The organism is Acidovorax sp. 99, from assembly GCF_003096455.1.
Classification (GTDB): domain Bacteria; phylum Pseudomonadota; class Gammaproteobacteria; order Burkholderiales; family Burkholderiaceae_C; genus Acidovorax; species Acidovorax delafieldii.
This window is the reverse complement of the sequence record NZ_QEKU01000001.1, coordinates 2,197,896-2,212,886: the sequence shown is the minus strand read 5'-3', so window position 1 is coordinate 2,212,886 and position 14,991 is coordinate 2,197,896. Positions and strand designations below refer to the sequence as shown.

The window sequence follows — 14,991 nt, the reverse complement described above, 5'->3', positions numbered from 1 at the left end:
ACAGGCACCACTGCTCTTTTCACCCACCATCCATTCACGAGGAGAAGCCGCCATGAACACCGTATTCAATCGCCGCACCGTCCTGATGGCCGCCGCCCTGGGCGCCAGCACCACCCTGTTGCAGGCCTGCGGGGGCAGCGACGACGAACCCCAGCGCAACATCGTCGAACTGGCGCAAAACACTCCCGAGCTGAGCATCCTGGTCGAAGCCGTGGTCGCAGCAGGCCTGGCGCCCACGCTGAGCACAGGCACGCTCACCGTGTTCGCGCCCACCAACGCGGCGTTTGCGGCGTTGCTGACCGAACTGGGCGTGACCAAGGAAGCGCTGCTGGCCAACAAGCCCCTGCTGACCGCCGTGCTGACCTACCACGTGCTGGGCAGCAAGGTGATGCGGGCTGATGTGCCTCTGGGCAAGGCGATCACGCCGGTGTCGGGCGGCTTCTTCAAGATCGAGTCGAACAACGGCCTGAAGATCACCGACGGCCGCAACCGCGTGAGCACCATCACCAGCACCGACATCCAGGCCAGCAACGGCGTGGTGCATCTGGTGGACAAGGTGCTGCTGCCCGCCGACAAGGACATCGTGGCCACGGCCTCGGCCCTGCCGGACTTCAGCATCCTCGTCGAGGCCGTAGTGGCCGCGGGCCTGGTGAGCACACTGCAAGGCGCTGGCCCTTTCACTGTGTTTGCCCCCACCAACGCCGCGTTTGCGGCGCTGCTGACCGAGCTGGGCGTGACCAAGGACGCGTTGCTGGCCAACAAGACCCTGCTGACCCAGGTGCTGACCTACCACGTGGTGCCCGCGCGCGTGCTCAAGGCCGAAGTGCCCGTCAATACCGCCATCACCACCGTGCAGGGCCAGACCTTCACCATCAACGCCAGCTTGGTGATCACCGACCAGAACATGCGCACCAGCAGCATTGTGGCCACCGACGTATTCACCAGCAATGGAGTGATCCACGTGGTGGACAAGGTGATCCTGCCCAAGTGACAGGACTGCAGGTGCTGCCTGGCCCCACCGGCGCAGCACCCACACAGCAAAAAGCCCGGCATGCCGGGCTTTTTTTTGGATGTGGCCTCTGCGGCCGCCCGGCTCAACGCGCCGCCAGGCCGTCAAAACAGGTGCGCACCACCAGGTCCACGATTTCGGCGTCCGAATACTGCCCGCCTTCCTTGAGGAAGCTCACCACCGGGTCACACGCGCGCGCGTACAGGGTGTACAGCACCACCAGCGGCGGCAGCGTGGGGCTGATCACCCCTTGGGCCTGGGCCTGGGTGATCCATTCGCCGATCTGGTCGCTCACGGCCACCAGTCCGTTCAGGTAGTCCTTGTTGGCCATGAGCACCGCACGCAGCGTGGAGTTGCGGCTCGGCAGCAGGGGCATCTCGTTGGTCAGCAGCCGCTCCAGCGACCAGCGCACCAGCGCATGCAGCTTTTCCAGCGGGGGCATGTCGGCCGGCAACCCTGCCAGATAAGCCTGTACGCGCCCCAGGATCTGCACCATGGCGGCGCTGCACAGCTCTTCCTTGCTGCAGAAATGCTTGTACAGGCTGGCCTTGGCGATACCGACGGCGTTGGCCACGTCGTCCATGGTCATGGCGTCGAAGGCTTTTTCGCCCAGCAGGCGGCAGGCGGACTGGAGGATGGCATCCTCGCGGGCCTGATGCATCTGCTCCTTGAAAGAGACTTTGGGTTGCGGCGTTTGCATGGCGTCCATTTTATACATTGCAGTAAAAAAATAAATGACTAAGTTGCAATGCAACTACGTCGTTCACGTTTTTGACAGCACAAACCGTGCCTTGCGCCCCGCATGTGGCGAACAGCAAGGCCGTGTCAGGACACCAGCGCCTGGGCCGCGGCGCCCGTCAGCGCTGCCGACAATGCATCCAGCAGCTCGGACTCCAGGTTCCAGCAATGCCAGTACAGCTGGATCGGCAGCGACCGGCCGGGGGCCAGGTCCACCATGCTGCCGTCGGCCAGCGCCTGCCGCGCCATCAGCTCGGGCATCACCCCCACGGCCCAGCCAGCGGCCACCGCACGCATCTGCGCCTCAGAGCCCGGCACAAACAGGTGGTTGAGCGCCACGCGCTTGAGCCCGAACGCACGGGCCACAAACTCGGCCGCCATGTCGTCCTTGCGGTTGAACGACAGAAACGACACGTCGCGGAAGTTGTGGGGCGTCAGCCCTTGCGGCAGATACTGCTGCGCGTAACTGGCCGACGCCACCGCCACATAGGGCATGGCGCCGAGCGGCACCATCTTGCAACCACGCAGCGCCTGCTTGAGCGTGGTCACACAGCCCAGCACCTGGCCCGAGCGCAGCCATTCCTGCGTGAAATCCTGGTCGTCCACGATGATTTCGAGCGGCAGGCGCTGGCGCACCAGATCGTGCAGCGCACCCATGGCCCAGGTGGCGATGCTGTCGGCGTTGATGGCGATCGAGATGCGCTCGTCTTCGCGCGAGCCCCCCGGCGCGCTGGGCGCCAGCTCCTGCAGGTCGCGCTCCAGGTCGGCGCGCAACAGGCGCATTTGCTTGGTGTGCTTGAGCAGCAGCTGCCCGGCCGACGTGGGCCGCAGCGGGCGGCTGCGCACGATGAGCACCGAGCCCACCTGCGCCTCCAGCGCGCGCAGGCGCTGCGAGACGGCCGACTGCGTGACGTTCAGGCGCTGCGCGGCGCGCTCGAAGCCGCCCTCTTCAACGATGGCGGCAAGACATTCCAGGGCGGCGGGATCGTAGGTGCTCATGGTCTCGGACTCGAACAAAAGAGGGTTGTCTCCGCAGCGCTATTCATTAGGTGCGCTGATGTTTTTGGAGTAAGTTTAATTTTGCTTTTAGTTGAATGCAATGTCGCGCACACTGCGCCCCATCGTGTCCCGCACTGGGGCGTGTGGCACGCAAAGGCTCACAAGGCATTCCGCATATGAAAACCATTGTTCTCGGCGCCGGCATCATCGGCATCAGCACGGCGTGGCACCTGCTGGAACGCGGTCACGAAGTCATCGTGATCGACCGCCAGCCCGATGCAGCACTCGAAACCAGCTTTGCCAATGCAGCACAGATCTCGGTGAGCTACTGCGAGCCCTGGGCCAACCGCGAGGCGCCGCTCAAGGCGCTCAAGTGGATGTTCGACAAGGAAGCGCCGCTGCTGTTTCGCCCGCAGATGGACTGGCAGCAATGGCGCTGGGGCCTGCAGTTCATGGCGCAGTGCAACGACGCGGCGTTCGAGCGCAATGTGCAGCAGATTGTGGCGCTGGGCGCCTACAGCCATGCGGCTCTGAAGGACCTGGTGAAAACCACGGGCATCGAATACAACCGGCTCGAACGCGGCATTGCCCACTTCTACACCGACCAGAAATCCTTCGACGCCGCAGGCCATGCGGTCGAACTGATGCGCAAGCACGGCGTACAGCGCCGCCTGGTGAGCCGCGACGAGCTGCTGCAGATCGAACCGGCCTTCAAGGCCTATGGCGACAAGATCACCGGCGGCACCTACACCAGCACCGACGAGAGCGGCGATGCACGGGTCTTCACCCAAGAACTGGCCCGCCGCTGCGCAGCGCGCGGCGTGCAGTTCCTGTACGGCCACGATGTGCTGCGGCTGAACAAGATTGGTAATGCTATTGATTCAGTAGCAGTCATGCCAAATTCCACTAGCGCAAGCGGCAAAAAAGACTTCATATTGAAGGCGGACGCCATCGTGGTGGCCTGCGGCTCGTACAGCGCACCGTTGCTGCGCAGCGTGGGAGTGGACCTGCCGATCTACCCTGGCAAGGGCTACAGCGCCACGTTCCCGCTGCTCAAGCCCGAGGGCGCGCCCATGGTCTCCACCATCGACGACGGCAAGAAGATCGCCATGAGCCGCCTGGGCAACTACCTGCGCGTGGCGGGCACCATCGAACTCAATGGCTGGGACCTCACCCTCGACAGCTCCCTGGCCCGCGCGCGCTGCCACATGCTCTCGCGCCGCATCGAGGCCATTCTGCCCGGCGTGTGCGACACCCGCACGCCCGAGGAAGGCGGCAACCCGCAGTACTGGACCGGCCTGCGCCCCGCCACGCCCACCAACATCCCGTTCATCGGTCGCACCCGCGTGGGCAAGCTCTGGGTCAACGCGGGCCACGGCACGCTGGGTTGGACGCACGGTGCAGGCTCGGGCAAGGCCCTGGCCGAGCTGATCAGCGGCGAACAGCCTGCGATGAACTTTGGTTTTCTGGGTGCCGAAGCCGTGCGCGCGCCGCGCGCTGTGGTCCCGGCCTGACGTAGCGACTCCTGCAGACACGGGCCGGTGCCGCTACGATGCCGGCCATGTCTGCACCCCATTACCTCTTCCTCACCACCTCCACCCGCGAACCCGGCCACCTCGGCAACACCGAATGGCTGGCGCGGCAGGCCGCAGCGGCCCTGCCTGCGGGCACGGAGCAAACCTGGCACCACCTCGCACGCATGCAGTTGCCGCCCTTTGTGGACCAGCGCCACACCACCGGCACCTACGCACCGCCTGAGGGCGACATGAAAACCCTTCTGGACGCCACGCTGGCCGCCAGCCACATCGTTTGGGTGGCGCCGGTGTACTGGTACAGCATCCCCTCGCCGCTCAAAACCTACCTCGACCACTGGAGCGCCTGGATGCGCGTGCCCGGCCTGGACTTCAAGGACGCCATGGGCCGCAAGACGCTGTCTCTCATCACCACCAGCGGCGACCGCACCAAGGCCCAGCCCATGATCGATTCGGTGGCGCTGTGTGCGCAGTTCCTGTCCATGACCTGGGGCGGCGCCCTGTGGGGCAAGGGCGGCACCCCGGGCGCCGTGCAGGCCGATGCGCAGGCGGTGGAGGCGGCCAGCCGCTTTCTGGTCACACCCGCTGCAGGCTGATCTCAGAGCCTGTGGACGATCTCTCAGGGGATCGTCAACGAGCTCTCAGCGGTCCAGCGAAGCACGCTGGGCCACTATACCCAGCCACTCGTGCAGCGCCAGGCTGCTGTCGGACAGGGCCGATGCGCGGGGCAGCACGCGATAGAGCTTGCGTGACTGCCCCCCTTTGAAGCCCATGGGCGCAGGCAGCACCTGCAGCCCGGCGTGTTCAAAGTCCTTCGCCGCCCGAACCATGTGCCAGCCGTGGGTGACGAGCGCAATGCGCTCGATGCCCGAGGCCTTGAGCAGGACAGCCGATTTTTCGGCGTTGTTGCGGGTGTCGAGGGACTCCACTTCGGTCCAGCGCACGCGGCCCTTGAACTCCCGCTCCACCACATCCTTCATCACCAGGGCCTCGGCCCGTGTGCCGCCCGTCGAGCCCCCCGTGGCCAGTATGGGCAGGCCGGTCTGTTGCTGCAGGTAGGCGGCATAGCGAACCCGCTCGCGTGCGCCCCGGCTGAGCACGTCCACCCCGTATTCGGGCGCCACGGTGTCGGCGCCGCCGCCCAGCACCACGATGGCCTGCACCTTCGCCTCGGGCAACTGGCGCGGCGTGACGGCGGGGTAGCGCTCGAGGCTGCGTACCAGCGCGTCCGACACCGGCGGCCAGGACAACACCAGCACCGACAACAGCGAAAGCACCACCAGCGTGTTGCCAGTGCGACGGTGGTAGCGCGCCAGCCACAGGCCAAACAGCGCCAGCACGATGCTGGACACCGGCGGCAACAGCAGCGCAGACAGAATTTTCTTGAGGGCAAACAACATGGAGAAAGAAGGCAGCGTTCATGCCCGGGCGCGGCGGCCGGGCGAGCCAAGATCAAATGGGTCAGTGCAGCGTGCGCCGGTGGGCCAGAAAATGGAGCAGCGCAGCGTCAAACCCCTCGGGGTCTTCCAGCTGGGGCCAATGCCCCACATGCGGCAGTAGCACCGTCTGCGCATCGGGCAACACCTGGGCCAGCGCCTGGAGGGCTGCGGGGGGAGTGCACCGGTCCTGATCGCCGCCTACCAGCAGCACCGGCATGGCCAGGTGCGCCAGCGCGGCAGCGCCCCGGTCAAACGTGGGCAGGGCCTCCAGGGCGCGGCGGTAAGCGCCCGGGAACACCTGGCCCAGCGCATGGCCCGCCAGCCGCACGCCTTCGGGCAGGGCGCCGGTGCCGATGCACTGCGGCACCAGGGTCTGTGCCAGTTGTTCCATGCTGCCGCCCACATCCAGGGCCTTGAGGGCCTGCTCGCGCGGTGCCACCCAGTCTTGCACGGCCTGGGCATCCAGCGCCGGGCCGCCCGCGCACAGCACCATGCGGCGCACCTTGGACGCATCGCGCACCGCAGCCTCCAGCGCCACCATGGCGCCCATGCCGTGGCCGACCAGCGTGACAGGGCCACAGCGCAGCGCGTCGATCAGCGCCAGACAGCTTTGTGCCAGTGCCTTGAAGGTGTAGGGCTCTACGGGCGCACTGCGGCCATAGCCGGGCATGTCCCAGGCCACAGCCCGGTAGCCAGCGGTGGCCAGGGTCTCCACCTGGGGCGCAAAGGTGAGATGGTCGCCGTCGGCATCGTGCAGCATGAGCACGGTGGGGCCGGAGCCGAGGGTGGTGAAGGTAGGGAGCAGTGCAGCCATGCGGTGAAAAGCAGAAGTAAACCCCGCAACAGCGCAGCGGAGGGTGGCGCCTGATAATAGGTCCTGTTGCTTGCCCCCACGCCGCCACCGCTGGCGCCGCTTTTGTGAACCCATCGCTCCCCCGCCCCGCCCTCGCCCTGCCGCCGAGCTTTTCGACCCGCGAATTCCGCAATGCGCTGGGCATGTTCGCCACGGGTGTGACCATCGTGACCGCCCGCAATGCCGCGGGTGAACTGGTGGGGCTCACGGCCAGCTCGTTCAATTCGGTGTCGCTGGAGCCCCCGCTGGTGCTGTGGAGCCTGTCGCATGGCGCCAGCACCATGCCGGCGTTTGCCAACGGCTCACACTACGCCATCCATGTGCTGGCAGCGGACCAGAAAGACCTGGCCGAACGGTTCGCCACCCGCGGCATCGACCGCTGGGCCGGCCTGGAGCACCGCCCCGGTATCAGCGGCGCGCCGCTGCTGGCCGGTGCCGCCGCCACGTTCGAGTGCTTCAACCGCAGCCAGTACAAGGAGGGTGACCACACCATCTTCGTGGGCGAGGTGGAGCGCTGCGAGCACCGCGAGGGCGCGTCGCCCCTGCTGTACCACGGCGGCAAGTTCTACACCGAGCACCCGCTGTGACGGCGCCCTTCATCGTCGTACGCCACGTGAACGTCGGCTCCGCCCGCCGCCTGAAGGTGGGCGAGCGGTCGGTGCTTACCGCCATCGGCAAAACATCTGTCACCGACCCCGTGTCTGTGGGCCCACTGGGGCTGGCGGGCGACGAGCAGGCCGACCTGAGCGTGCACGGCGGTCTGGCCAAGGCGGTGTATGCCTACCCCGCAGCGCACTATGCGTTCTGGCAGGCCCAGCGCCGCGAGCGGGGCGTGAGCCTGTTCGACGAGGCGCTGCCACCAGGCTTCATGGGCGAGAACCTCACCATTGACGGACCGCTGGAGCATGAGGTGTTTGTGGGCGATGAGTGGCATTTCCCGGACTGCGTGCTGCGAGTGACGGCCCCCCGCGAGCCCTGCTTCAAGTTCAATGCCGTGATGGGTTTTGCCCAGGCCGGCCGCGCCATGGCGGTGGCGGGCTGCTGCGGCTACTACCTGGCGGTGGACCGGCCTGGCACCATCGCCGCCGGGCAGACCGCCACGCTGGTCGCGGGGCAACGCGGGCTGAGCATTGCCCAGGCATTTGCGGGCAAGTTCGCCAAGCACGCACGCTGACCCGGCTGCGGCAGCCTTCGCGCGCCGCACTCCACCCAGGTTATTCCGTGATCACCAGCTGGCGTGCCTGCGCCTGCAACTGTGGGAACACCTTGCCCACCAGCTGCAGCTGCGCCGCCATGAGGCTGTGCGCGCTGGGCGCTGCCGGTACCGTGCCCCACTCGCGCAGTACCTGGGCCACTGCCGGGGCGCTGTGGGATTTGCGCACCCGGCCTGACTGCTGCGCGCGCTCCAGCTCCAGCGCCAGTTGCTGCAGGGACGCCAGCAGGCTTTGCGCCAGTTCGCGCGTGGCCTCGTCCATGGGCTGGGCCGCCGCACCACCGCGCTGGGCACCGAGTGCCGACAGGTAGTTGAGCTGGGTGTGCGACAGGCACAGGAAATGCCCCACCACCTCGGCGTTGCCACGTACATGCAAGGGCTCCTTGAGCATGGCGCTGTACGAGTTGGACAGTGCGGCATCCGCATTGTGGGCATTGCGCCGGGCCAAGCGGTAGGCCAGGTGGTCGCACTTGCCACCCTGGTACTGCGCCAGGATCTCCCGCAGGTACAACGCCTGGGTCTGCAGCACCTGGGCGGCCAGCCGGGGCCAGTGGCGCGACTGCCAGGACGGCAGCACCAGCCACGAGGCGACGGCCGCGATCACGCAGCCGACCACGGTATCGAGCAGGCGCGCGGAGATCACGCCGCTGGCCGCGCCCATCTGGTGAAAGCTGAGCAGCAACAAGGTGGTGACAGCCGCCGTAGCCAGGGTATAGCGGGTGTGCCGCGCCCCAAAAAATACCGCGCCCCCCAGCACCAGCAAGGCGGCCTGCACCAGCTCGCCCGGAAACAGCTGGATCACCGCCCACCCCAGCGCAAGCCCCATGGCAGTGCCCTTGGCGCGCTCCATCAGCCGCGTCTGCGTGGCCGCGTACTGCGGCTGGCTCACGAACACGATGGTCAGCAAGATCCAGTACCCGTGCGGATCGGCCGTGGCCTGCATGAGGGCAAAGCCCACCATGAGGGACAGGCTCAGCCGCAGGCTGTGGCGCAGCCAGGGAGACTGCAGCTGCCAGTGCGAGCGCAGGCGCGCCCAGGCATCGCGCAGGCTGCGGGGCTCGCGGTCAAACAGTGCGTGGTCCACCGCCACTTCGGCGTTGCCAGCTGGCAGCGCCAGCGCACCGGCAAACACCCCGGCCAGTGCGGTCAGGTTGTCGGCCAACGCATGCAGTGACCGCAACGCCCGGGACTGGGCGGGAAGGGACGCGGCACCGGAGGGCTGCGCCTGGGACTGCAGGTGCGCCACGGCGGCCTGCATGTCCTCGATGGCACGGGCCGTCACGCCCCAGTGCTGGGGCACCGACTGCGCCTCGATGGCCACCGACAGCTTGAGCGCCTGTTCGCCCAGCAGCGTGAGCACGCGCTGGCAGCGGTACAGCACGTCGCTGTGAAAGAACGACTGGGCAAGCAGGTCGTAATGCTCGTGGGACGAACTCACGCGCTCGTGCACGTCCTGCGCCGCCAGGTACTGGTGCATGGCCGTTTGCAGCCACAGCGGGGGGGCGCCCGCACCCATGCGGCTGATCAGGCTCTCCTTGGTGGCGTTGAGGGCGTCCACCACGCGGCCGTTGTGCAGTGCCAGCGCCATGCGGCGGCGCTCCAGATCCACATCCCGCACCGGCTCCAGCAACAGCGCCTTCAGGCGCAGGTATTCGCCCAGCATGGCGTAGAGCTTGGCGAGGCGGTAGCGCACCGGTGCACGCGGCAGCACGGCATGCCACAGCACCGACACCACGCCGTACCAGGCCGCACCCGCCAGCATGCGGGGGATGGCGTCACCCGCACCCGCACGGCTGCTGTGGGCGGCCAGCCCCGCATAGATGAACAGGATGAGCGAACCAAAGGCAATGGCGCGGTAGCGCTCGCTCAGCGCCCCCAGCATGGTGATGCCGAAGGCCAGCAGCGCCATCACCCCCATCAGCACCCAGGGCCACGACACCGCCGCCCAGACTGCCCCCGCCATAAGGCCAAAACACGCCAGCGCCAGGCACTGCGCACGCAGGCGCCCGCGCCAGCTGTCGTCGGTTTCGGTGAGCGCGCTGGCGATCACTCCCAGCAGCACCGGCATCAACTCGGCCTGCCAGTCGGCCCACCAGCCATAGGCCAGCACGGCGGCCAAGGCCACCAAGGCACGCGCGCCGCGCGTGACGCCTTCGTGGTTGCGTGCACGCTGCCAGCTGAGTTTCCAGGTTGTGTCCACAGGAGCCTTGTTGCCGAAAAATTAGGGATTACCCTAGTACATCTAGCAATTGTCAGGCCAAATCAGGCCACGCCGGCCCAAAAAGAAACCCTGCCGCGCAGGGTTGCGGGGCAGGGTCTGGGGCGATACCGGGGCACGATGGGAGTGCGTGGCCCGGTGGCATTGGCTGCCTATCGCACGGTATCGGGCAGCTCGATCTTGACTTCCAGCACTTCCAGGTTGTCCTGGCGTTCCAGGTGCACCTTGAGGTCGTCGGGGTTGATCTTGACGTACTTGGAGATCACCGCCACCAGCTCGCGCTGCAGCGCGGGCAGGTAGTCGGGCTCGGACGCATTGCGGCCGTTGCGCTCGTGCGCCAGGATGATCTGCAGCCGCTCCTTGGCAACGCTGGCGGTTTTTTTCTTCTCGCCGAGCAGGAAGGACAGAAAAGAAGCCATGGCTATTTGCTCCCGAACAGGCGTTTGAAGAAGCCGGGCTTTTCGGCGTCAATGAAACGCAGCGGCTTGTCCTGCCCCAGGAAGCGGTCGATCACGTCCTTGTATGCCTCGCTCACATCGCTGCCCTGCGCATGGATGGCGGGCGTGCCTTGGTTGGACGACTGCAACACCACTTCCGACTCGGGAATCACGCCGATCAGCTTGATGCGCAGGATGTCCTGGATGTCTTCCAGGCTCAGCATCTGGCCGTCCTGCACGCGGCTGGGGTTGTAGCGCGTGATGAGCAGGTGTTCCTTGATGGGCTCGCCGCCGTCAATCGCACGCTTGGTCTTGCTGCCCAGCATGCCCAGGATACGGTCGGAGTCGCGCACCGAAGACACTTCGGGGTTCGTCACCAGCAGCGCCTCGTCGGCGAAGTGCATGGCCATCAGGGCGCCGCTTTCGATGCCGGCAGGCGAGTCGCAGACGATGTATTCAAAGTCCATCGCGGCCAGGTCCTTGAGGACCTTCTCGACGCCATCTTGCGTGAGCGCATCCTTGTCGCGTGTCTGGCTGGCGGCCAGCACAAACAGGTTGTCGCACTGCTTGTCCTTGATGAGCGCCTGGTTCAGGTTGGCCTCGCCATGGATGACGTTGATGAGGTCGTACACCACGCGGCGTTCGCAGCCCATGATGAGGTCCAGGTTGCGCAGGCCGACGTCAAAGTCGATCACGGCGGTCTTGTGGCCGCGCAGGGCGAGGCCGGTGGCAAAGCTGGCGCTGGTGGTGGTCTTGCCCACGCCACCTTTGCCGGAGGTCACGACGACGATTTTGGCCATGTGTTGCTGATTCTCTGTGGGGTTGGTACGAATGGGGAATGAAGGGGTCAGGCCAGCGGCTCGATGAGGAGCTTCTCGCCTTCCAGCCGCACCTGGGCCGGCTTGCCGCGCACATCGGCAGGCAGCTCGGTCTCGGTGGTGCGGTAGATGCCTGCAATGGAGACCAGTTGCGGCTCCAGGCAGGTCGAAAAGATGCGGGCTTCAGTGTTGCCCCGCGCACCGGCAATTGCGCGGCCACGCAGCGGGGCATAAACGTGGATGTTGCCGTCTGCAATCACCTCGGCGCCAAAGCTCACCACGGCCATCACCACCAGATCGGCGCCGCGCGCATAGACCTGCTGGCCGGAGCGCAAGGGCTTGTCCACCACCACGGTGCCGGGGCCGGGCATGGGCACTTCGCGTACCACTTCCACCTCAACCTCGCGGATCACTTCACGCACCACCTCCTGCACCGGCGCTGGCGCCTCTGCACGCGCGGGAGGCGCGTCGGGTGCGGCGGCCAGCCCCGCGGCGCGCGCGGCCTCCATCTGGGCAGTGCTGCCGCCGCGCACGGCCACGGGCAGGGTGTTGTGCTGGCGCAGCGCGGCTGCGATGGCAGCAAAGTCGATGGGTGCTTCGGCCTCACGCACGGGCGCCAGGTCGATCAATACGGGGTCGTTGTCAAAAAATCCCGGGGCGTCGGCCACGCGCTCGGCCAGATCGGCTACGAACTGGGCGGCGTCGGTGGTCTTGAGCAACACCGCCACCACTGGCAGCGAGGCGCTCTTGAGGTCAAAGCTGGAGCGGGACTGCGCCGCCGTCGTAAGGGCCATGAGGGGGGATAGGAAAAAGGAGCGCGGTAACCTGTTTCAGAAGGCGCAAAGTGTACCGTGGGCCTGTGTAAGCGTCCGTATGCGCTTTTTCGGCATTCACAGCGGACTGCAAGAAGGCCAGCGGATGCACCCAGGAGACCGGCAGACCCACCGCGCCCTTTGATAATGCGCCGATGCCTTCCACCCGCAAAACACACATCGACGCCCTGGCTATCTCCCTGCTGCTCGCCTGCTGCATGTTCTGGGGCTTCCAGCAGGTGCTGGTCAAGGCCACGGTGGCTGAGGTGGCGCCCGTGTTCCAGGCCTTTGTGCGCTTTGCGCTGGCCACGGTCGCGGTAGCGGGCTGGTGCTTGTGGCGTGGTGTAGGCCTTTCCGGCGCGGGCGAGCCCGCCGGGGCCACGCGTGCCGGACTGCTGGCGGGGGCGTTGTTTGCCGGCGAGTTTGCGTGCATCTACCTGGGGCTGCAGTACACCACCGCCTCGCGGCTCACGGTGTTCTTGTATGCGTCGCCCTTCTGGGTGGCATTGCTGCTGCCGCGTTTCATCCCCGGTGAGCGCCTGCAGGGCTGGCAGTGGCTGGGCCTGGCCGCTGCGTTTGTGGGCGTGGGGCTGGCGCTGGGCGACGGGCTGCTGGGCCATGCCAGCACGGCGCTGCCCAAAGGCTGGCTGGGAGATTTGCTAGGACTGGCCGCAGGCCTGATGTGGGCGCTGACCACGGTGGTCATCCGCACCACGCCGCTGGCGCGGGTGGCGCCTGCCAAGCAGCTTTTCTATCAAGTGGCGGTAAGCACCGCGGTGCTGCCAGTGCTATCGCTGGGCCTGGGCGAGGTCTGGGTCTGGCAGTTCAGCGGCTTTGCCTGGGGTTCGCTGCTGGTGCAGGCGCTGGTGGGGGCGTTTGTGAGCTACCTCGCCTGGATGTGGATGCTGGCGCACTACCCGGCCACCAAGATCTCGGTGTTTGTGTTCCTCACGCCGGTGTTTGCGCTGCTGTTTGGCGCGCTGTGGCTGGGTGAGCCCGTGACGCCCGGGCTGGTGGCGGCACTGGTGCTGGTGGCGGCAGGCATCGTGCTGGTGAACCGGCGGCCTGTGGTCGCGTAGTACCAGTGACAAAAGAGTTTTCATAAAAACACGGCCTAGCGCTTTACTAACAAGCGCTCGATGCTGCTATTTTGATAGCAATTCTTTTGCAGACGTGTGTTGTCAGCCAACCCAACTCAGTGCGTACCGCGTATCCAGCAACACTTGAATGCGCGCACCCAGCGCGCCGCCTTCATCGTCCTCCAGCCGTGTGAACTGCGCGGTCCAGGCCTCAGACTGCGCAAAATTCGGGAACCGGGGTGGTTCGCCCCACAGCCAGTCCGGGTGGGTGGCCCGGGGGCTTCGCCCAAATACATGCAGGTGCATCTTGCGATGCAGTGCGGGCGTTTTGGGCCCCTGGGGATGGGCCAGCAGGTTCAGCGCGTTGTTGCCCGCATCCCAGTAATTGAGGCAGCCACCGGCGAGCTGCGGCAAGGTGTCGAGCATGGCCCGGCCCGTTGCGGCCACCAGGCACGACCAATGCCCCAGCTCCTGGGGCGTCAGTTCGCTGCGGTCCCAGACGGGGCGCGGAGGGTGGACAAGCACGTGCCCGCCATCGGTGCGGTGGTTCATGGGCCGCGCGGGCAGGTCAACGGTGCCACCGGCACAGCGGATCAATGTGGTGTGGATGTTCACGGGGACTTCTCCAAAACGGAAGGTTGTAAAAAAAGGGGCGACGGCCGGTCCGCGCCTCATCCGCCGCCGCGCGGCGCCCAGCAGGCGATGGCCGTGGCCGACAGCAGCAAGGCTGCGACGCCATACACCCAGGCGGACGGCGCAATGGGCAGCAGCACACCCGCCAGCACCGGGCCTGCACCAGCGCCCAGGTCTCGCCACACCGACCGCGTCGCCAGCGCCTGGATGCGCCCCGGTCCCGGTGTGCGGCGCGCGACCAGCGGCGGCAACAGGGGTAGCAGCAGGGCTCGCAAGATCACGATGGCCAGTGCGCTGGTCCACAGCCACCCCAGGCCAAAACCCACCAGGGCCAGCGACGTGAGCACCGCAAAACCCACGAGCAGCACTTCGGCGCCATAGCGCTCGGCCAGGTCGCCACCCACCACACTCAGCGCGATCTCGGCCAGATAGCGGACCGACAGCAGCATCCCCGCCACAACCACCGGATGGCCCGACAGCACATCGCGGCCCAGGTACGACAGGCCGATGATGAACAGGCCGTCCAGCACCAACCCCTCAACGAAGGAAAAGCGGTCCAGGCGACCCGGTAACCTGTCCCAGCGCTTTGGCGGTGGCGGCAGAGTATGCGGCTGGGCGGGCAAATGCCGCGTGGCCAGCAAGGCGCACAACGCGACGGCGGCAAACACCCAGAAGATCGCCCGGGGCTCCCACCAGAGCGCGCAGACACCCCCCGCAGGCAGGGCCAGCATGGGCCCCAGCGCTGCAAAGGCGCGCGACTGCCCGGCGCGTCGCGCTGCGCCCACAGGCTCGGCCGTGGCCAGCGCCTGCGTCGCGAGGTTCAGCGCCGCAAAGGCCAGGCCCCACAGCAGCCGCAGGCCCAACAAGGCGATGAAGCCGCTGAGGGTGGCGTACCCCAGCGCACACGCGGCGGCGGCCAGCACGGCCAGCGAGCAGGTGAGACGCTCGCCATGGCGGGCATAGAACCGCGCCACCGCCCCGTAGCCCGCAATGCGCACGAGGCGGTTTGCGGCCAGAAGAATGCCCGCCTCGAACAGGGTGACGCCAAACGCCGGGGCAAACATCGGCAGCAGCAGGTAGAGCACCGTGTCCCCAGGCAGTGCAAGGCCGAGCGCCAAGGCGGCGCGGCGCGAGTGGTGGTCTGAGGCCAAGGTGTGGTCTGAAGGCTGTGGCATGGCCCGCATGGTGCGCGGCAGTGCCGGGCGCGACAA

16 protein-coding genes are annotated in these 14,991 nt (G+C 66.8%); 6 read left to right on the top strand and 10 right to left on the bottom strand.

Going from position 1 to position 14,991, the window contains the following annotated elements:
• The first annotated feature begins 52 nt into the window (after nucleotides 1–52).
• On the top strand, nucleotides 53–991 hold the full coding sequence (locus tag C8C95_RS10385; RefSeq protein WP_099731587.1) for a fasciclin domain-containing protein: 939 nt from the start codon (nucleotides 53–55) through the stop codon (nucleotides 989–991).
• A 103-nt stretch (nucleotides 992–1,094) separates the two neighbouring features.
• On the opposite strand, the gene C8C95_RS10380 is transcribed toward C8C95_RS10385, so the two are convergent.
• On the bottom strand, nucleotides 1,095–1,718 hold the full coding sequence (locus tag C8C95_RS10380; protein ID WP_082522288.1) for a TetR/AcrR family transcriptional regulator: 624 nt from the start codon (nucleotides 1,716–1,718) through the stop codon (nucleotides 1,095–1,097).
• A 116-nt stretch (nucleotides 1,719–1,834) separates the two neighbouring features.
• Entirely contained in the window at nucleotides 1,835–2,746 is a 912-nt protein-coding gene (locus tag C8C95_RS10375; RefSeq protein WP_056057711.1) for a LysR family transcriptional regulator ArgP, read from the bottom strand.
• Between the two features lie 176 nt (nucleotides 2,747–2,922).
• On the opposite strand from C8C95_RS10375, the gene C8C95_RS10370 reads away from it, so the two are divergent.
• Nucleotides 2,923–4,260: a D-amino acid dehydrogenase gene (locus C8C95_RS10370; protein WP_116748534.1), complete on the top strand. Its 1,338-nt coding sequence runs from the start codon at nucleotides 2,923–2,925 to the stop codon at nucleotides 4,258–4,260.
• 38 nt (nucleotides 4,261–4,298) lie between these two features.
• The gene (locus tag C8C95_RS10365; RefSeq protein ID WP_116748533.1) at nucleotides 4,299–4,874 is read left to right on the top strand and encodes an NAD(P)H-dependent oxidoreductase; all 576 of its coding nucleotides are present in this window, start codon (nucleotides 4,299–4,301) and stop codon (nucleotides 4,872–4,874) included.
• A gap of 45 nt (nucleotides 4,875–4,919) precedes the next feature.
• Here the strand turns inward: C8C95_RS10365 and C8C95_RS10360 are convergent, their stop codons facing one another.
• Together C8C95_RS10360 and C8C95_RS10355 are read right to left on the bottom strand one after the other, a co-directional pair.
• The gene (locus tag C8C95_RS10360) at nucleotides 4,920–5,678 is read right to left on the bottom strand and encodes a YdcF family protein (RefSeq protein WP_056057075.1); all 759 of its coding nucleotides are present in this window, start codon (nucleotides 5,676–5,678) and stop codon (nucleotides 4,920–4,922) included.
• Between the two features lie 61 nt (nucleotides 5,679–5,739).
• Complete coding sequence (locus C8C95_RS10355; protein ID WP_116748532.1) at nucleotides 5,740–6,531, bottom strand: alpha/beta hydrolase; 792 nt, start codon at nucleotides 6,529–6,531, stop codon at nucleotides 5,740–5,742.
• Nucleotides 6,532–6,635: 104 nt separating this feature from the next.
• Here C8C95_RS10355 and C8C95_RS10350 point away from each other — a divergent pair, with 104 nt between their 5' ends.
• Together C8C95_RS10350 and C8C95_RS10345 are read left to right on the top strand one after the other, a co-directional pair.
• Nucleotides 6,636–7,157, top strand: a complete 522-nt coding sequence (locus C8C95_RS10350; protein ID WP_015011990.1) for a flavin reductase family protein — start codon at nucleotides 6,636–6,638, stop codon at nucleotides 7,155–7,157.
• The gene (locus tag C8C95_RS10345; RefSeq protein WP_116748531.1) at nucleotides 7,154–7,744 is read left to right on the top strand and encodes an MOSC domain-containing protein; all 591 of its coding nucleotides are present in this window, start codon (nucleotides 7,154–7,156) and stop codon (nucleotides 7,742–7,744) included. The genes C8C95_RS10350 and C8C95_RS10345 overlap by 4 nt, the downstream gene beginning before the upstream one ends.
• Before the next feature lie 40 nt (nucleotides 7,745–7,784).
• On the opposite strand, the gene yccS is transcribed toward C8C95_RS10345, so the two are convergent.
• The 4 genes from yccS to minC all read right to left on the bottom strand — a co-directional run bounded on the left by yccS (nucleotide 7,785) and on the right by minC (nucleotide 12,050).
• On the bottom strand, nucleotides 7,785–9,983 hold the full coding sequence (gene yccS, locus C8C95_RS10340) for a YccS family putative transporter (RefSeq protein WP_116748530.1): 2,199 nt from the start codon (nucleotides 9,981–9,983) through the stop codon (nucleotides 7,785–7,787).
• Between the two features lie 170 nt (nucleotides 9,984–10,153).
• Nucleotides 10,154–10,420, bottom strand: coding sequence for a cell division topological specificity factor MinE (minE, locus tag C8C95_RS10335; RefSeq protein WP_015011987.1), 267 nt, complete (start codon nucleotides 10,418–10,420; stop codon nucleotides 10,154–10,156).
• Nucleotides 10,421–10,422: 2 nt separating this feature from the next.
• Nucleotides 10,423–11,238 (bottom strand): septum site-determining protein MinD, encoded by an 816-nt coding sequence (gene minD, locus C8C95_RS10330; RefSeq protein ID WP_056057067.1) that lies wholly within the window; start codon nucleotides 11,236–11,238, stop codon nucleotides 10,423–10,425.
• Between the two features lie 47 nt (nucleotides 11,239–11,285).
• Nucleotides 11,286–12,050 (bottom strand): septum site-determining protein MinC, encoded by a 765-nt coding sequence (gene minC / locus C8C95_RS10325; protein ID WP_056057065.1) that lies wholly within the window; start codon nucleotides 12,048–12,050, stop codon nucleotides 11,286–11,288.
• Nucleotides 12,051–12,223: 173 nt separating this feature from the next.
• Between minC and C8C95_RS10320 the strand changes: the two genes are divergently transcribed.
• Nucleotides 12,224–13,147, top strand: a complete 924-nt coding sequence (locus C8C95_RS10320; protein ID WP_116748529.1) for a DMT family transporter — start codon at nucleotides 12,224–12,226, stop codon at nucleotides 13,145–13,147.
• Between the two features lie 102 nt (nucleotides 13,148–13,249).
• On the opposite strand, the gene C8C95_RS10315 is transcribed toward C8C95_RS10320, so the two are convergent.
• Entirely contained in the window at nucleotides 13,250–13,762 is a 513-nt protein-coding gene (locus C8C95_RS10315; protein ID WP_116748528.1) for a hypothetical protein, read from the bottom strand.
• Nucleotides 13,763–13,818: 56 nt separating this feature from the next.
• Nucleotides 13,819–14,964 (bottom strand): MFS transporter, encoded by a 1,146-nt coding sequence (locus C8C95_RS10310; RefSeq protein ID WP_116750234.1) that lies wholly within the window; start codon nucleotides 14,962–14,964, stop codon nucleotides 13,819–13,821.
• Nucleotides 14,965–14,991: the final 27 nt, after the last annotated feature.